The 17,816-nt window shown below is 45.3% G+C and carries 12 protein-coding genes and 1 pseudogene; 3 read left to right on the top strand and 10 right to left on the bottom strand.

Features of this window, described 5'->3' with window-relative positions:
• Nucleotides 1-144: 144 nt before the first annotated feature.
• Nucleotides 145-4,068 carry a phosphoribosylformylglycinamidine synthase gene (purL, locus tag AB4371_RS20160; RefSeq protein WP_372150569.1) on the bottom strand — a complete coding sequence of 1,308 codons (3,924 nt, stop codon included), beginning with the start codon at nucleotides 4,066-4,068 and terminating at the stop codon, nucleotides 145-147.
• Between the two features lie 329 nt (nucleotides 4,069-4,397).
• Between purL and mltF the strand changes: the two genes are divergently transcribed.
• On the top strand, nucleotides 4,398-5,966 hold the full coding sequence (gene mltF / locus AB4371_RS20155) for a membrane-bound lytic murein transglycosylase MltF (RefSeq protein ID WP_372150568.1): 1,569 nt from the start codon (nucleotides 4,398-4,400) through the stop codon (nucleotides 5,964-5,966).
• Between the two features lie 302 nt (nucleotides 5,967-6,268).
• The gene (locus AB4371_RS20150; RefSeq protein WP_017059878.1) at nucleotides 6,269-6,400 is read left to right on the top strand and encodes a hypothetical protein; all 132 of its coding nucleotides are present in this window, start codon (nucleotides 6,269-6,271) and stop codon (nucleotides 6,398-6,400) included.
• Nucleotides 6,401-6,461: 61 nt separating this feature from the next.
• Here AB4371_RS20150 and tadA read toward each other — a convergent pair.
• The 7 genes and pseudogenes from tadA to AB4371_RS20115 all read right to left on the bottom strand — a co-directional run bounded on the left by tadA (nucleotide 6,462) and on the right by AB4371_RS20115 (nucleotide 13,377).
• Nucleotides 6,462-7,066: pseudogene (gene tadA, locus AB4371_RS20145) on the bottom strand (tRNA adenosine(34) deaminase TadA).
• A gap of 86 nt (nucleotides 7,067-7,152) precedes the next feature.
• Nucleotides 7,153-8,442 carry a hemolysin family protein gene (locus AB4371_RS20140; protein WP_017067641.1) on the bottom strand — a complete coding sequence of 430 codons (1,290 nt, stop codon included), beginning with the start codon at nucleotides 8,440-8,442 and terminating at the stop codon, nucleotides 7,153-7,155.
• A 214-nt stretch (nucleotides 8,443-8,656) separates the two neighbouring features.
• Nucleotides 8,657-10,219 carry an AbgT family transporter gene (locus tag AB4371_RS20135; RefSeq protein ID WP_017059875.1) on the bottom strand — a complete coding sequence of 521 codons (1,563 nt, stop codon included), beginning with the start codon at nucleotides 10,217-10,219 and terminating at the stop codon, nucleotides 8,657-8,659.
• A gap of 298 nt (nucleotides 10,220-10,517) precedes the next feature.
• Entirely contained in the window at nucleotides 10,518-10,967 is a 450-nt protein-coding gene (locus AB4371_RS20130; protein WP_372150567.1) for a prepilin-type N-terminal cleavage/methylation domain-containing protein, read from the bottom strand.
• On the bottom strand, nucleotides 10,957-12,261 hold the full coding sequence (locus AB4371_RS20125) for a hypothetical protein (RefSeq protein ID WP_372150566.1): 1,305 nt from the start codon (nucleotides 12,259-12,261) through the stop codon (nucleotides 10,957-10,959). The genes AB4371_RS20130 and AB4371_RS20125 overlap by 11 nt, the downstream gene beginning before the upstream one ends.
• A complete protein-coding gene (locus AB4371_RS20120; RefSeq protein WP_372150570.1) occupies nucleotides 12,258-12,890 on the bottom strand; it encodes a PilW family protein in 633 nt (210 codons plus the stop codon). Before AB4371_RS20120 ends, AB4371_RS20125 begins: the two co-directional genes overlap by 4 nt.
• Nucleotides 12,871-13,377: a GspH/FimT family pseudopilin gene (locus tag AB4371_RS20115; RefSeq protein ID WP_372150565.1), complete on the bottom strand. Its 507-nt coding sequence runs from the start codon at nucleotides 13,375-13,377 to the stop codon at nucleotides 12,871-12,873. Before AB4371_RS20115 ends, AB4371_RS20120 begins: the two co-directional genes overlap by 20 nt.
• Nucleotides 13,378-13,479: 102 nt before the next feature.
• Between AB4371_RS20115 and AB4371_RS20110 the strand changes: the two genes are divergently transcribed.
• Nucleotides 13,480-13,911, top strand: coding sequence for a type IV pilin protein (locus AB4371_RS20110; protein ID WP_372150564.1), 432 nt, complete (start codon nucleotides 13,480-13,482; stop codon nucleotides 13,909-13,911).
• 186 nt (nucleotides 13,912-14,097) lie between these two features.
• Here the strand turns inward: AB4371_RS20110 and dnaJ are convergent, their stop codons facing one another.
• Nucleotides 14,098-15,246, bottom strand: coding sequence for a molecular chaperone DnaJ (gene dnaJ, locus AB4371_RS20105; protein WP_017059869.1), 1,149 nt, complete (start codon nucleotides 15,244-15,246; stop codon nucleotides 14,098-14,100).
• Between the two features lie 284 nt (nucleotides 15,247-15,530).
• Nucleotides 15,531-17,444: a molecular chaperone DnaK gene (gene dnaK / locus AB4371_RS20100; protein WP_017067645.1), complete on the bottom strand. Its 1,914-nt coding sequence runs from the start codon at nucleotides 17,442-17,444 to the stop codon at nucleotides 15,531-15,533.
• Nucleotides 17,445-17,816: the final 372 nt, after the last annotated feature.

Below are 17,816 nucleotides of genomic sequence, written 5' to 3'. Positions count from 1 at the left end.
GTGTCGTCTACTCGACAAAAGTTTGTTATACACACATCCACTATACGGTGATCCCTACACCACACTCACCACCAAAAAAAGCGCAGACCTTTCGATCTGCGCTTGTGGTTATTGTCCCGATAACACTGTTTAAATCGTTTTCAATTAACCCACGTTCTTACGTGCGTTTTGGAACATACGCATCCAAGCGCCATTCTCGCCCCAACCTTCCGGAGACCAAGAGTTTGCAACCGTACGGAATACACGCTCTGGGTGAGGCATCATAATTGTCACGCGGCCGTCAGTCGTTGTTAAACCTGTGATAGCGTTTGGCGAACCATTCGGGTTATTCGGGTATTGCTGCGTTTGGTTACCGTTGTTATCAACGTAACGTAGAGCAACCGTACCTGAGTTTTCAATCGCGTTTAAGTGGTCGTTATCACGTACTTCTACGCGGCCTTCACCGTGAGAAACAGCGATTGGCATACGAGAACCTTCCATGCCGTTGAAGAATACAGAATCTGACTTCTGAACTTCTACTAGGCTGAAACGTGCTTCAAAGCGCTCAGATTCGTTGCGAACGAAACGTGGCCAGTACTCCGCACCTGGGATAAGTTCACGTAGATTCGACAGCATCTGACAACCGTTACACACACCTAGAGAGAAGGTATCTTCACGCTTGAAGAAGTTTTCAAACTGGTCACGAGTAGAGTCATTAAACAAAACCGACTTCGCCCAACCTTCACCAGCACCTAGTACATCACCGTAAGAGAAGCCACCACATGCCACAAGGCCGTTGTATTCTTCTAGTACCGCTTGACCTGTTAGGATGTCGCTCATGTGAATATCAGTTGCTTCGAAGCCTGCACGGTCGAATGCTGCTGCCATTTCAACGTGAGAGTTAACACCCTGCTCACGTAGAATCGCCATCTTAGGCTTAGCACCTGTGTTGATGAACGGTGCTGCGATGTCTTCGTTTACGTCAAAGCTCAGTTTCACGTTCAGACCTGGGTCCGAGTTGTCTTTCTTCGCTTCGTGTTCTTGGTCAGCACATACTGGGTTATCACGCAGACCTTGCATCTTGTGCGTTGTCTCAGCCCAGATAGTACGTAGTTCAGTACGGTTACGTTCAATCACTACAGACTCGCCAGACTTAATCACTAGTTCATCTGATGCTTCCCCTTCACCAACAACGCTGCCAATCACATGAGAACATGCTTCTAGACCGTTAGCTGCAAGAGTAGAAAGTACTGCGTCTAGGTCGTCGTTACGGACTTGGATTACTGCACCTAGCTCTTCGTTGAACAGTGCTGCTAGCGTGTCTTCACCTAACGCTTCAATGTTTGCATTAACACCACAGTGACCTGCGAATGCCATTTCTGCTAGCGTTACGAATAAACCACCGTCGCCTTTATCGTGGTAAGCCACAACTTGATCGTTAGCAACAAGTGCTTGAACGCCTTCGTAGAAACCTTTTAGCTGTGCTGCATTGTCTACGTCTGCTGGCTTGTCACCAAGCTGCTTGTAAACTTGCGCTAGAGCCGTTGCTCCTAGACGGTTTTTGCCGTTACCTAGGTCGATAAGAACCAGTGAAGTGTCGCCTAGTCCTTCAAGGTTATCAGGGGTGCGAAGTTGAGGCGTAATCGTCTTACGAATATCTTCAACACGTGCAAACGCAGTGATAACAAGAGATAGCGGAGAGGTTACTTCTTTCTGCTCGCCATTCTCTTCCCACTTAGTCTTCATCGACATTGAGTCTTTACCCACAGGGATAGTTAGACCCAGTGCCGGGCATAGTTCTTCACCAACCGCTTTAACCGCTTCGTAAAGACCAGCATCTTCACCTGGGTGACCTGCTGGAGACATCCAGTTAGCTGACAATTTAATGTGTTTGATATCGCCGATGTTGGTCGCTGCGATGTTAGTAATAGCTTCACCAACCGCTAGACGAGCCGATGCGCCGAAGTCTAGTAGAGCCACTGGCGTACGCTCACCAAGAGACATTGCCTCACCGTGGTAAGAGTCGTAACTTGCAGCTGTTACTGCGCAGTTCGCTACTGGAACTTGCCAAGGGCCAACCATTTGGTCACGAGCGACAAGGCCTGTTACCGAGCGGTCACCGATAGTGATAAGGAATGTTTTCTCAGCCACTGTTGGTAGGCGAAGAATACGGTCAACCGCTTCGTTTAGTTCGATACCAGAACGGTCAATCGCAGGATTGTTCGCTTTTAACGTCTTCGCGTCACGATGCATCTTAGGCGTTTTACCTAATAGGATGTCCATCGGCATGTCGATTGGCGTGTTGTCGAAGTGTGAATCTTCAAGTTTAAGTTCACGCTCTTCCGTTGCTTTACCAACAATCGCGAATGGAGCGCGTTCACGCTTACAAATCGCTTCAAATGTCGCTAAGTCTTTATCAGCAACCGCCATTACGTAACGCTCTTGAGATTCGTTACACCAGATCTCAAGTGGGCTCATGCCCGGCTCATCGTTTGGCACGTCACGTAGGTTAAAGATACCGCCACGCTCGCCATCGTCGACGAGCTCAGGAAGTGCATTCGAGATTCCGCCCGCGCCCACATCGTGGATAAATGCGATTGGGTTCGCATCACCAAGCTGCCAACAACGGTCGATAACTTCCTGACAACGACGTTCCATCTCTGGGTTTTCACGTTGTACAGAAGCAAAATCTAAATCTTCAGAAGACGAACCAGAATCCATTGAAGATGCAGCACCGCCACCAAGGCCGATGTTCATTGCTGGACCGCCAAGAACGATTAGGCTTGCACCTACTGGGATCTCTTTCTTCTGAACATGATCATCACGAATGTTACCTAGACCACCAGCCAGCATGATTGGCTTGTGGTAACCACGTACTTCTTCACCTGCGTGAGAGTTTACTTTCTCTTCGTAAGTACGGAAGTAACCTAGTAGGTTTGGACGACCAAATTCGTTGTTGAATGCTGCGCCACCAAGAGGACCTTCAAGCATGATATCCAGAGCCGTTACGATACGGCTTGGCTTACCAAAGTCTGTTTCCCAAGGTTGAACGAAGTTTGGAATCTTCAGGTTAGATACAGAGAAAGCAACCAGACCCGCTTTTGGCTTACCGCCAATACCAGTAGCGCCTTCATCGCGGATTTCACCGCCTGAACCTGTTGATGCGCCCGGCCATGGAGAGATTGCCGTTGGGTGGTTGTGCGTTTCAACTTTCATCAAGATGTGTGTTTTTTCTTGGTGGTAGTTGTACTGGCGAGTTTCTGGATCTGGGAAGAAACGACCCACTTCAGAACCTGTCATTACCGCTGCGTTATCTTTATAAGCAGACAGAACGTGCTCTGGTGTCGTTTCAAAGGTGTTCTTAATCATCTTGAACAATGATTTTTCTTGCTTAACGCCATCGATAGTCCAATCAGCGTTAAAGATCTTGTGACGACAGTGCTCTGAGTTCGCTTGTGCAAACATCATTAGCTCGATGTCAGTCGGGTTACGACCTAGCTTCTCAGTGAAGCTTTCAAGAAGGTAATCAATTTCGTCTTCTGCAAGTGCTAGACCTAGGGTAACGTTTGCTTTTTCAAGCGCTTTACGTCCACCAGTTAGTAGGTCAACTTCCGCATAAGGAGCAGGCTCAGCAACAGTGAACAGTGCCGCCGCTGATTCGAAGTCAGTGAAAACCACTTCCATCATACGGTCGTGAAGAATGGCTTTCAGCTCAACAAGTTGAAGTTCAGAAAGTTCAGCAGAGGTTTCAATGTAGAAAGCAGTACCGCGCTCTAGACGTGACACTTTAGCCAGTCCGCAGTTGTGTGCGATATCTGTTGATTTTGAAGACCAAGGCGAGATAGTGCCTGGGCGTGGCGTTGCAAGCAGCAGTAAACCTTCAGGTTCATGCTCTTCAATCGTTGGACCGTAAGTCAGTAGCTTTTCTAGCTTCTCAACTTCAGACTCATCTAGGTCTGCCGTTAGATCAGCAAAGTGGGCAAACTCAGCGTAAATACCTGTTACAGGTAAGCTTAATTCACGACAAAGCTCTAAAAGCTTGTTAACACGAAACTCAGATAGAGCTGGGGAGCCACGCAAAATTCTCATGTGCTTACGTCTCTTATGCAGTTGATTAAGGTAGTATTGGAATAAATTCAGTGGGTTAAAGGAAAAACCTAACTGTTTTCTTCGAAGCTATTCCCGAAGGTTTAAAAACCTATGCCGATCCCACCTCTTCAATGCGAGCGCATTATAAAGCATTTCTTTTTGTGACGTAACACCAAAAGCAACCGTTTGCGTGATTTTTTTTATCTTTCTGCGTAAATGGTACTTTTGCTGCATTTATCACCACTTTTACAACTGTTTAATTAAACCTGCTTTGCCAGCCTTGCGGGGTTTGGTATAAAGGAGCTTCCACTTTTCGAGATTTCATTTTGATGCCTAAATTTACGCTCATCTTTTCGTCTAAGTTCCTTCTGCTCGCCATCGCCCTATTTGGGTTGGCTGGATGCCAGATTGAATCTGAACCTAAAAGTGTCCTTGAGCAGATACGAGATCGTGGCGTTCTTCGTGTCGGCACCCTAAATAACCAACTCTCTTATTACATCGGTCCTGATGGTCCTGCTGGCTTGGATTACGAATTAGCTCGTGAATTTGCGCAGGAGCTTGGTGTAAAGCTTGAGGTTAAACCCGCTTACCGTTTGTCTGGCTTGTTCCCTGCACTGCAGAAAGGCGAAATCGATCTTATCGCGACCGGCTTAACGCAAAACAACAAACTGACACGAGCTTATCGCGCCGCACCTGCTTATTACTACGTAAGCCAACAGGTCGTATACAAAAAAGGCCAGTGGCGACCGAGAAACCTTGAACAACTGATCAATTTCGAGAATGAGCGTCAGGTTGACTTTGTTAAAGCACAAACTGAATCAGAAGAGGCGGCGTCTACTGACACATTAACGCCATCTTTGGTTGTGGTGAAAGACTCACACTTTGAGCCAACACTAAAGCAGCTGCAGAAAACACACGATGACTTTATCTATGATGCGGTCGGCAATGCTGATATCAACGACCTGCTCAAAGAAGTATCGACTGGCGAGCGCTTATTTACGGTTGCGGACTCAATTGAGCTGTCACTGGCACAACGTTTATACCCAGACGTAGCTTTGGCTTTTGAACTGACAGAAGACCAACCTATCTCTTGGTATTTGCAGAAGTCTGAAGATGAAAGCCTTTATGCTCTGTTGATTGAGTTCTTCGGTAACCTAAAACAGTCTGGTGAACTGGCTTCACTAGAAGAGAAATACATCGGCCACATCGGCACTTTTGACTACGTTGATACTCGTGCCTTTATCCGCGCACTGGACAGCAAGTTGCCAAAATGGTCGCCGCTATTTCAAAGGTACTCTCAAGAATTTGATTGGCGCTTGATTGCCGCTTTGGCCTACCAAGAATCACACTGGAACCCTGTTGCACGCTCACCAACGGGTGTTCGTGGCATGATGATGTTGACACTGCCCACCGCGAAGAGTGTTGGGGTAACCAACCGTCTCGACCCGAACCAGTCGATACAAGGCGGTGTCGAGTACCTGCGTCGTATCGTGAACCGAGTACCAGATTCAATCACTCAACACGAAAAGATCTGGTTTGCACTTGCTTCATACAATGTCGGTTACGGGCACATGATGGACGCGCGTCGCCTCACGAAGGCACAAGGTGGCGATCCCGATGCTTGGGGCGATGTGAAAGACAGACTGCCTCTGTTAAGACAGAAGAAGTACTACAGCCAAACTCGCTACGGCTATGCGCGTGGTGATGAAGCGAGAAACTACGTTGAGAACATTCGCCGTTATTACCAAAGCATCATCGGCCATGTAAATAAGCGTAATAAAGAACAAGAAGAGAGTCTTGAGGGTTTGATTGTCATCCCACCTTTAGAGACTTCTCGTGCTGAATCAAGCATTAGCGCTGCTGAATCGACAGTAAGCAGTTCAGAATCTTCGCAATAGAAACTAAAAGAGCAATGCCATTAAGCATTGCTCTTTTTTATTGTGCTTTTTATAACTGCGCATAAAAGAATAAGCTCGACAAAAGGCCGTGAAAATCGATGTGTCATATTGCAGTAACAATCGAACTTTATAACGGCACACCATAATCAAAATTACGCTCTGTTGCACTTCCGTGCTGGGTTTTCGCTAGAACTGCTCTTCTGGGTAAGCCAAGCGCGCGACAGGCCAAATAAACGAATAACACTATAATTAAATCGTTAGTCCAAACTAAAAAGTCAGACGACAAATAGGAAATCATTGAAATGATGAAGAAACTGAAATCGAAACGCCTTGATAAGACCGTTGCTGCAAACCGTCGTAAGCGTATGCTTTCAAATAATAAGAAGAAGATCATTTGGCGCAATCGCGCTTTCATGCAGATGATTGCTGAGTAAATGTAGTTACTCAGTCAGTTTGCTTGGCACTCTTGCGATAGAGAGTGCCGAAAGTACGCTGCTATTTCTTATTGCCAGCCTTCATCTCTGCTTCTAAACGCTGCTCTTCCAACAGACGTTCTTGCTTTCGCTTCTCTTTTATCTCTTTTCTACGACGCTTGAAAAACGCTTGTAATTGCTCACGGCACTCTTCCTCTAACAAACCATGTTCAACGTCGGCATAGTGGTATGAGGCCTGGCTTTCAAACAAATTCAACACTGTACCTGCAGCGCCTGCTTTTAAGTCTGGAGCACCAAACACAATGCGCTTTACTCGGCTGTGTAGCAAGGCACCTGCGCACATTGGGCAAGGCTCTAGCGTAACGTATAAAGTGGTATCGAGTAGCCGATAGTTTTCTAAGGCTTGACCGGCTTTACGCAAGGTTTCAATTTCTGCGTGTGCCGTAGCATCGTGGCTGCCAATCGAACGGTTCCATCCTTCAGAGATAATCTCCCCATCTTTTACTAATACTGCACCAACAGGAACCTCTCCCTCGCTCTCTGCTTGCGTAGCCACCTCGATGGCGCGTCGCATGAAGATTTCATCTTGAGGGGTGAATTGATGGTCTGACAAAGGGAACTCCAGAAACAAAGGATAAAAACGAAAATAGGTATGCGGTGAAGCATACCTAATCTTAGAGATAATGAACAATAAAGAGGTAATAGACAACAACAGACAATGAACCATTGCCGCTTGCTGGTTGGTCGAACTGTTAGCTATTAGCGTCTTCTATGTCATCGGCTATTGGCGTCGCTTTGATACTCACAATGCGATTGTTCTCAACAGAGATAATTTCAAACTGCCACTGCTGGTATTGAACAACTTCGCCTGCATCCGGTAAGCGCCCTATTAACCATGTCACAAGGCCATTCAGCGTTTGGAAGCTCTCGCTTTCGCCCTCAAAATCCGATAGCTCTAAACGGTTTTTCAGTTCACTGATAGGAATCAATCCATCCACCAACAAACCGTCTTCCACTTGCTCGGTCCAAAGATCGTTCGGATTATTCGATAGCTCGCCAGCAATCGCCTCAAGAATATCGTAATGAGTCACAAGACCTTGAACATCGCCATACTCGTCGACAATGAATGCCATCTCGGTGCCCGACTCTTTAAAGTAGCCAAGTAGACGCAGAGCTTTCATCGATTCTGGAACATAGATCGGCGAGCGAGACAGCCCCATGATCACTTGAATGCTTAGATTGCCCGCCTGATTCAGCAAGGCTTTGGCTGACACTGTACCCACCACTTTATTGAGGTGATCTTGGCACAATGGAAACACACTGTGTTTTGATGAACGCAGTTTCTTTAATATCTGCTCAACGGGTTGGTCGACATCCAGAAAGTCGATGTCTCGACGCGGAGTCATCAATGAGCTCACAAGACGATCATCAAGCTGCAAGATATTACGAATCATCTCTTGTTCGCCGCGTTCAATCACACCCGATTCTGAGCCCTCTTTCACAAGTGCATGGATATCATCTTCGGTAACGCTATCTTCTTCACCGCCTCGGCCCATCAACTTAAGAATACCTTCCGTTGAAGCCGACAACGCAAACACAAACGGCGTCGCGATTTTAGATAACCAGAAGATTGGCAGCGCGACTAACACAGCAATGTTTTCAGCTTGAGACTGAGCAAAACGCTTTGGTACCAACTCACCGACAACGATAGCGAAATAAGTAATACCTACCACCACAACCGCAGTAGACAAGATGTTCGCTTGTGTTGGGTCTAGTCCCCACAGTTCAAGTTGAACGGCTAGTGGAGCCGATAGCGTCGCCTCACCCACAATCCCGCTGAGTAGGCCGATTACCGTGATACCGATTTGGATTGTAGAGAGGAAGCGGGTTGGGTTTTCTTTGAGATCAAGAGCAACCTGAGCGGAGCGGTGTTTTTCGGCTAAGCGTTTCAGCCGACTATTTTTTGCTGCTACCAATGCAATCTCAGACATGGCAAACAGACCATTTAAAACAATTAACCCTACTAAAAGCAGAATTTTCATGTGGCTTGGATTTCCTAAATTTACCGGCCAACAATTAGCCGTAATCCGGAGTATAAGCTGAGTGCCTTTATTTTGAATATAAAAAGTTTTGGATATAGAAAGTTTTGGATATAAAAACCTTGGATATAAAAAACGGAAAAAATAGCGAAAAAAAGCCCGCACATTTCGGTGCGGGCTTAGCAATGAATAAAGCTTAGTTTTGCTTAGTTCAATCTTACATTGTGTAAGTGTAAGGTGCTTGGATACCTAGTGGGATACCAAGAGCCCAGTAAGCTAGCAAGAAGATAGACCAACCGATTAACATCGCAATCGAGAATGGCATCATTAGAGAAGCTAGAGTACCGATACCTGTCGACTTAACGTAGCGCTGACAGTAAACAACAACCAGTGGGAAGAACACCATTAGTGGAGAGATGATGTTAGACACTGAGTCACCTACACGGTAAGCCGCTTGAGATAGCTCAGGAGAGATACCCACAACCATTAGCATTGGAACTAGGATAGGACCAATCAGTGCCCACTTAGCTGAAGCAGAACCAACAAGAAGGTTAACTGCAGCCGTTAGTAGAATCATACCAACAACCGTTGCTTCACCTGGAAGGTCCATCGCTTTCAAGCCTTCAGCACCGTAAAGTGCCAGCATAGTACCGATGTTTGATTGAGCGAATGCAGATAGGAACTGAGCACAGAAGAACGACATTACAATGTATGCGCCCATCGTTGCCATCGTCTCAGACATTGCTTTGATAACATCATTACTATTCTTGAATGTACCCGCTACACGGCCGTAGACGATACCCGGAATAATAAACAGGATGAAGATCAGAGGAACGATAGACTTCATTACTGGTGCTGAGAACGCCGTTAATTCGCCTTCAGGTGAACGAAGTGCTGAGTTTTCAGGCATTAGAGCCGCGATAAGCAGACCAATACCGGCAACCATTGCCCAACCAGCGAATTTGAATGCTTTAGATTCAATGGCTGTGAACGTACCTAGATCAGGTGCTTGTTCTGCATCTTCATCTACAGGCGTATTAGCAAGACGAGGCTCGATAATTTTCTCTGTAACGTACCAACCAATTGCCACAATTAGAATTGAAGACAAACCAGTAAAGAAGATGTTCGCTAGAGGGTTGATCACATATGCAGGGTCAAGAACGTTTGCCGCTGTTTGAGTGAAACCAGCTAGTAGCGGATCAATACCTGAAGGGATAAAGTTCGCTGAGAAACCACCTGATACACCAGCAAACGCTGCTGCAATACCCGCTAGAGGGTGACGACCCGCAGCGTGGAAGATGATACCGCCAAGAGGGATTACTAGAACGTAACCTGCATCAGCTGCTGTGTGAGACACGATAGCAACCAAGATTAGCATCGGCGTTAGTAGCTTAGCTGGCGTGAAGTTAAGCATCTTCTTAAGGCCAGTCGTAATGAAGCCTGAAGAGTCTGCAACGCCAACACCTAGCATAGCAACAAGTACGATGCCTAGAGGTGCGAAGCCTGTGAACGTGGTAACCATATTCGCTAGGAAGCTAGCAAGCGCTTCACCAGTTAGTAGGTTGTTTACTTCAAGAGCAGCACCCGTTTGAGGGTTGATTAAGTCGAATGAAAGATTCGATAAAAGTGCAGATGCTACCCATACAATAACTAGAGCCCAGAAGAACAGGATTGCTGGATCTGGAATTTTGTTGCCGGCGCGTTCAATGAAGTTTAGAAAGCGGTCCATACCACTGATCTTCTCAGTCGATGGTGCTTTTTTTACGGCTTGGTTACTCATTGTAACTCCATATGTGATGTTGTTTTGTTTAGGCCTAATATAAGTTTTGACCACGGCCTATTGGTACAGCACATATTCTATTAAAGTCGTTGTTAAAAAGCACAAGATTCCACCTAATTTTCCATAAATGGAGACATATTTTGCAAAAATACCATACAACCACAACAATATAAAAACATAAAAAACACCATTCCATATACAGAGTTTTAACTAGCACGTAAACAATGTCCGAGGAGTGAAAATTATCAGTAAAAGGGGTAGCATGAGCCTTGGCATGCAGTAAACGTTTGCTTGAGGGTCAATCAAACTCACTGTATTTGGAGAGCATAGTTTCGAGGTAAATACTTTGTGCGTGGTTCATACGATCTTGCCATGCAATTGTGACAGTAATGCTTTTTAATGCGCTAGACAGAGCACCGTTTGCATTAGTCACTTCACAAGTCATGGCATAGGCAGACCCCGACAAACCGGATAAAGGATCTGAACTTGCTGTGTTGAGACAATAACTCGCCTGATTTAGTTCTGAAAAAGGAATTAAACCTACCGCCCCACTCGCATTAGACGCCCGAGTTCGATAATACTCCATCTGCCTTTCAGCAAAATGCAGCGCCTCTACGCTGTGGAGCGCAAAATCCGATTTTTGTTCAGCGTAGACCTGTAATTTAACCAGCCCTAGTGAGGCAACGCCAATCAACAGAAAAGAGATAAGAACCTCTATCAAGCTAAAACCTGAGTTCTTAGAAATCATTCCATGATCCTCGCTTCCACTTCGCTTTTAAAGGAGTGCTATGAGGGTTGTATTCACCGGTATAATCCAAATTGATTGAACCCTGAATTGTCGATAACCCACCAACGGAATCAAAGAACATCCCTCCTTTAGGGAAAAAAGAAGCAAATCCAATATAAACCGAATTACTCTGTACTAAATCAGTAATAGGAATTGTATCTGGAACTTTAGCCCACAAACCACTCAGTAGGTCGGTATCAGTATCGGGAGAGTTAGTGTTATCGAATACGGTCATATCATTTAGATGATAAAAAGCCCCGTCAAATACGCTCGCGTTACCATTCGCAACGATGCCGTCCTGAATCACTAAAGAGCGAGGCGTAATAACCCCTGGGATAGGTTCAACTACATTAATCGCAGGTGAATAAACGACGCAATCACCTATAACCCATACCTTATTCTCCCCACTTGAAAAGGCATCATTAATGGCTTTGCTACACTTATTTCCTTCATATTCACCATCAACCAAGTCAATATGCTTAGGGGGGACAACTGTCCGATCAATAAGGTCTATAACATGATAATCAAGCTTAATTTGGTCAATGTTCTCTGACGTCTTTGGCACGCCAAAATAATTAGAGAACGTATCGATATCCGGATCGAATTTGAAATCTGATTGAAAAGAGTTTGAAGGCAGCGCCCCAACGGAGTCGATGGTTGCATCATTGCTAATATTGGTGGTTTGTTGGCAAGACTCAAACGTAGAAAAAGGAGGTGACTCTGGAGTAATGGTCTTCAAACGTCCTCCTCCCTTTTGCTTATAGATAACACTATCTAAAAATCGAACCGATACACACTCGTTAATACCATCAACAGCAGTAAGAGCAATATCAGGATTAATATCGATATTGTGATCAGAAATAAATTCTAAACTCGAATTGGTTTGCATTACTCCTAATCCCGAAGCGTCTACAAAACTAATCTCTTTGTTCAGCGATAAAGACTCAGAACTCGACACCAATATATTTGGCGTGAGTGCTTCTGATCCCAACGTAACGACTTTCGACTGCTGACAATAATCCATTAAATCATTGGGAATAGCTGTCAGATCATTTTCAGCGATGTAAGTGAAGCCACACTCCAAGCCACCTTCCGATCGCCAATGTGCTTGCCTGCCTTGAACTTCATTTTGAGCCACTTTCATCTGATGGAAAATGCTTCGATAGGAGCCTAGCGTCACAACTAAGGCTCCAAGCAAAAGCACAGATGTAATCAACAAAGTCACTACGCCATACTGCTTTGTATACCTCCTCATTGCCAATTCCTCTGCTTAATAGAAACAGACACTGACTTAGTCACCGCAGCAGTTGGAATTGATGCGGTTATACTAATATCTGTGAGCGTGCTCTTTATCGAGTTCTGCTCTAATACCCGAGACGTAATATTGAACTCATCGACATCCATAATGGTGTCATCAAACAATGAATAGCAGCCAGTCACCTGTTCAAACGTGGGGATCGCCTCAGATACTGTAGTGCCCTTCTCACATATTTGCAGCTTGGTGCCGTTTTTTTGGTAAACAATATTGCGGTGGTTTTTATTGCCGCTCGAACCCTCTCTGAAATAAACAAAACCCACCGCAGCGCCACCACTCACTTGAATCGTATTGCCTGCACCAGATAACTTGATTGAGTAGCCGTTTGAGCCATCGTATCCCGCTCGTTGAATGTCTTCTTTCATCACTTGTATGGTGCTGGTTAGGTTTTGTAGCAGCAGTAACTCAGTGCCTTTGTCCTTGGCTATTCTCTGCCCTGTAATAAAAACACTGCCGATAATAGAAATCGCGAACACGCCAATCACTGAGGCCACCATCAATTCAATCAGTGATGTTCCTCTTTGCTTGTTAGGCGCTGCTACTATCGGCTTAACACGCATCATAGCCATACTGCGCACTCGACTCACCACACACTTTTATGCGCCCAGGAGGGCTAGATAATTTAATCAATAAACGGTCGGTTGAAGATGCATTAGGAGAAAGGTAGATCGTGCCTCTTGCTGGTCTCCCCCTGACACTCTCAAAGCTGATTCTCGCCCCCGTATAGTTGTGAGAAAACGACACATCTCGAAACGGTTGACCCGATAACATCACCAGCGTTTCGCCAGAGAGATCTTCGGTCGGCTTCAACAACAGACTCCATTCCCCTGTTGATTGCTCCTCATTTTTATCCATAGAAAAATGCACCCAAAGATCTTGATTCCTTTTAACCGATTCAGACTTGGCCTGAATAAGAAAGCCATTCAACTCTCCGGCGAGTCGCTGCATCTTGACGGTTTCAGTAACCGAACTAAAACTCGGGGCAGCCGCAGCTATCAGTATCGACAGCACCGATACCGTTACTAACAGCTCTAATAAAGTAAACCCGCGAGTCATTTCCCAAATTCCTATGTAATTCAGTGCGTAACCGTATTTAATCTTGCAGCGATGCTACCACCAGAGAAGAATGGACAGAGTTATGAAAGGAAACTACTCGCGATGATTCGAAGAAATATATGCAACAGCAACAACATAAGCATGAGAGGGATGACATTGATCGAGTTATTGCTGGCTGTGGTAATCGTGGGGATACTCGGTGCCATTGCCTATCCAAGTTATACCAACCATGTTACCAAGGCTCATCGAGTTACAGCGATGGCCGACATGACCAAAATACAACTGGAGATAGAAACCCTATACACGGGAAACTATGCGTCGGCAGCAGTGAATATTATTTCTGGAGGAACATGCTTGTTTTGTGATACCGATTCTAGCCGATACACGTTCGCTATCTCAGCAAGCAGCAGCACCTATTCAATTCAGGCTGAGCCGCATGCACCACAGACAAGTGATGACTGTTTAGATTCGACGACTGATATTTTGGAATTGCACCACTCGGGCATTTCGGAGCCAGAAACGTGTTGGAAGTAACAAGAGCAACCACCAAAGGGCTCTAGAATTTATCTGATAAATCTCGACTCTTTCTTCTCGAGCTTCTTTCCCCCTGATCTACAGATACAAAAAAGCCTGCTAAACGAGCAGGCTTTTCCAACTTTATCAATAACTTAAATCATTAAAAACTCAAGGCATCAATAACCTAAGACATCAATAAATTGATTACTTAGTTAGGTCATCGAAGAAGTTTTTAACGCCGCTAAAGAAACCTTCAGACTTTGGCTTATGCTTGCTTGCCGCTTCACCACCACAGGTTTCTTCGAATTCACGCAGTAATTCTTTCTGGCGAGCGCTTAGCTTAACTGGAGTCTCAACCACTAGCTTAACGATTAGATCACCCACACCGCCACCACGAACGCCTTTCACGCCCTTGCCACGCATACGGAACATACGGCCCGTTTGTGTCTCTTCTGGTACCTTAAGGTTTACACGACCATCCAGTGTTGGAACTTCAACTTCACCGCCTAGAGCAGCCATAGAGAAGCTTACTGGAACTTCACAGTAAAGGTTATTGCCGTCACGCTCAAAGATGTTGTGCTCTTTTACGTGTACTTGTACGTACAGGTCGCCAGCCGGAGCGCCTTGCTCTCCCGCTTCGCCTTCGCCTGATAGACGAATACGATCGCCAGTATCAACACCAGCAGGGATCTTAACGTTAAGTGTTTTCGTCTTCTGTTTGCGACCTTGACCATGACATGAGTTACATGGGTCTTTGATGATCTTGCCTTTACCGTTACAAGTAGGACAAGTCTGTTGAACCGCAAAGAAACCTTGGCGCATTTGTACTTGGCCGTGGCCATGACAAGTGCCACACGTTTGTGCAGAAGAACCCGCTTTCGCGCCGCTGCCGTCACAAGTATCACACTCTACAAGTGTTGGTACTTCGATTTCTTTAGAAACACCACGAACCGCTTCTTCTAGAGAAAGTTCCATGTTGTAACGTAGATCTGAACCACGTTGTGCACGCTGTTGACCGCCACCACGACGACCGCCGCCGAAGATGTCGCCAAATACGTCACCGAAGATATCGCCGAAGTCACCTTGGCCACCGCCGCCGAAACCACCGCCGCCGCCCATGCCACCTTGTTCAAAGGCTGCATGACCGTATTGGTCGTAAGCTGCTTTCTTTTGAGAATCGGTTAGGATCTCGTACGCTACTTTTACTTCTTTAAACTTATCTGCTGCGGTCTCATCACCCTGGTTACGGTCCGGGTGGAATTTCATCGCTAAGCGTTTGTACGCTTTTTTAATATCGCGCTCTGATGCATCGCGGCTTACGCCTAATACTTCGTAAAAATCACGTTTTGACATGTTCTAGGTCACCAAAATAATTGCTACTACCGAATGATCACTTCAGTAGTCTGTGTATCAATCTAGATAAAAGTTCTGCCGGCTGAAATGCCGAATAAAGCTATTATCTAGATCGACAAGTCTAAATACAAATTTACGGGCGTGAGAGTTACCTCTGACGCCCGCAATAATAAGTCTTTGAGACAAATTTCTAAGAAGATAGCTTGAGTCCTAAGTGGAAGCGCGGAGCCTACGTTAGTAGGTGGACACTTCCGATAACGAAATCAGGCTACTCTGCGACGAACTTATTTTTTGTCTTCTTTAACTTCTTCAAACTCAGCGTCTACAACATCGTCGTCTTGCTTAGGTTGTTCACCAGCGTCAGCACCAGCTTGTTCAGCTTGAGCTTTCTGTTGAGCAATTTCCATTAGCTTTTGAGCTGCTTGCATAAGTTCTTGAACTTTAGCGTCGATAGCTTCTTTATCGTTACCAGACTTAACTTCTTCTAGTGCAGTGATAGCCGCTTCGATTTTAGCTTTCTCGTCTGCAGGTAGAGCTTCACCAGCTTCTTCTACTTGCTTCTTAGTGCCGTGAATCATTTGGTCAGCTTGGTTACGTGCAGTTACTAGCTCTTCGAACTTTTTGTCCGCTTCTTTGTTAGCTTCTGCTTCTTGTACCATTGCTTCGATCTCTTCCTCAGACAGGCCGCCTGATGCTTGGATAGTGATCTTCTGCTCTTTACCTGTTGCTTTATCTTTAGCAGATACGTTCAGGATACCATCAGCATCTAGGTCGAATGTTACTTCGATTTGTGGCATGCCACGTGGTGCTGGTTGGATACCTTCTAGGTTAAACTGACCAAGAGACTTGTTGTAAGTCGCTTGCTTACGCTCACCTTGAAGAACGTGGATAGTTACTGCGTTTTGGTTGTCTTCAGCTGTAGAGAACACTTGATCCGCTTTAGTAGGGATAGTTGTGTTTTTCTCGATAAGCTTAGTCATCACGCCGCCCATCGTTTCGATACCGAAAGATAGAGGAGTAACGTCTAGTAGTAGAACGTCTTTAACGTCACCAGCTAGTACACCACCTTGAACAGCAGCACCCATTGCAACAGCTTCGTCAGGGTTCACGTCTTTACGTGGCTCTTTACCGAAGAATTCAGTTACTTTAGCTTGAACCATAGGCATACGAGTTTGACCACCAACTAGGATAACGTCAGTGATTTCGCCTACAGATAGGTCAGCATCTGCTAGAGCTACTTTTAGTGGCTCAAGAGAACGTTGAACTAGGTCTTCAACTAGAGACTCAAGCTTCGCACGAGTCACTTTGATGTTCATGTGCTTAGGACCAGTCGCATCAGCAGTAACGTAAGGTAGGTTTACGTCAGTTTGAGTAGTAGAAGAAAGCTCGATTTTCGCTTTTTCTGCTGCTTCTTTAACACGCTGCATTGCTAGTGGATCAGCTTTAAGGTCGATACCTTGCTCTTTCTTGAACTCATCTACTAGGTAGTTGATCATGCGGTTATCGAAATCTTCACCACCAAGGTGAGTGTCACCGTTAGTTGAAAGAACTTCGAAAGTCTTCTCGCCTTCTACTTCATCGATTTCGATGATAGAGATATCGAATGTACCACCACCAAGGTCGTATACAGCGATAGTGCGATCACCACCTTGCTTGTCTAGGCCGTAAGCTAGAGCAGCAGCAGTTGGTTCGTTGATGATACGTTTAACATCTAGACCAGCGATACGGCCAGCATCTTTCGTTGCTTGACGTTGAGCATCGTTGAAGTAAGCAGGAACAGTTACTACTGCGCCAGTTACTTCTTCGCCTAGGAAATCTTCAGCTGTTTTCTTCATTTTCTTAAGAACTTCAGCAGATACTTGAGGAGCAGCCATTTTTTGGCCTTGCGCTTCAACCCATGCATCACCGTTGTCAGCCTTAACAATGTTGAAAGGCATGATTTCGATATCGCGTTGAACTTCTTCATCTTCAAAACGACGACCGATTAGACGCTTGATAGCGAACAGTGTGTTTTGAGGGTTAGTAACAGCTTGACGTTTTGCAGGTTGACCAACTAGCGTTTCGCCTTCTGTGTATGCGATTACTGATGCTGTTGTGCGTTCGCCTTCAGCATTTTCAATTACGCGTGGTTTGTCGCCGTCAAGAACAGCAACACAAGAGTTAGTAGTACCTAAATCAATACCAATGATTTTACCCATCAGGCCATCTCCGAAATATTTTCTATTAAGTTTTTGCTATACCCACATATGTGGGGGTGGTAATCAGGGAATCAACCCTAATACACAAAATTAAAGTGCAAATGTAATTTGCTTTCGTATGCACCATAGATAAGGGCTGCAAACTGGTTTTCAAGGGAATAAGTAAAAAAAATCTATTTTTTCCCGTATCTTTTTACATAAAGGTAAAAAGTGACCGATCCCTTGCCAATTAAGGCTCCAATGTTGAGAAACTCTCGCATTTGTCGCCACATTGAAACCTCAACCCTATTCCAGATGCCATAAAAAAAGACCTTCATGTGGAAGGTCTTTTTCAAATAGATATTAATCAGTTAAATATTGTTCAAATGGTGA

The sequence above is a fragment of the Vibrio sp. 10N.261.51.A3 genome, from assembly GCF_041471965.1.
GTDB classification, from domain to species: Bacteria; Pseudomonadota; Gammaproteobacteria; order Enterobacterales; family Vibrionaceae; genus Vibrio; species Vibrio crassostreae_C.
Note: the sequence above shows the minus strand (reverse complement) of the source record. Positions and strands in the feature narration are given on the sequence as shown.

Coding starts and splice junctions, on each gene's coding strand:
- dnaJ (WP_017059869.1), bottom strand. CDS start 15,246: ATGTCAAAACGTGATTTTTACGAAGTATTAGGCGTAAGCCGCGATGCA.
- AB4371_RS20125 (WP_372150566.1), bottom strand. CDS start 12,261: ATGAGGAGGTATACAAAGCAGTATGGCGTAGTGACTTTGTTGATTACA.
- dnaK (WP_017067645.1), bottom strand. CDS start 17,444: ATGGGTAAAATCATTGGTATTGATTTAGGTACTACTAACTCTTGTGTT.
- AB4371_RS20130 (WP_372150567.1), bottom strand. CDS start 10,967: ATGATTTCTAAGAACTCAGGTTTTAGCTTGATAGAGGTTCTTATCTCT.
- AB4371_RS20115 (WP_372150565.1), bottom strand. CDS start 13,377: ATGACTCGCGGGTTTACTTTATTAGAGCTGTTAGTAACGGTATCGGTG.
- AB4371_RS20120 (WP_372150570.1), bottom strand. CDS start 12,890: ATGGCTATGATGCGTGTTAAGCCGATAGTAGCAGCGCCTAACAAGCAA.
- AB4371_RS20110 (WP_372150564.1), top strand. CDS start 13,480: ATGATTCGAAGAAATATATGCAACAGCAACAACATAAGCATGAGAGGG.
- mltF (WP_372150568.1), top strand. CDS start 4,398: ATGCCTAAATTTACGCTCATCTTTTCGTCTAAGTTCCTTCTGCTCGCC.
- AB4371_RS20135 (WP_017059875.1), bottom strand. CDS start 10,219: ATGAGTAACCAAGCCGTAAAAAAAGCACCATCGACTGAGAAGATCAGT.
- purL (WP_372150569.1), bottom strand. CDS start 4,068: ATGAGAATTTTGCGTGGCTCCCCAGCTCTATCTGAGTTTCGTGTTAAC.
- AB4371_RS20140 (WP_017067641.1), bottom strand. CDS start 8,442: ATGAAAATTCTGCTTTTAGTAGGGTTAATTGTTTTAAATGGTCTGTTT.
- AB4371_RS20150 (WP_017059878.1), top strand. CDS start 6,269: ATGATGAAGAAACTGAAATCGAAACGCCTTGATAAGACCGTTGCTGCA.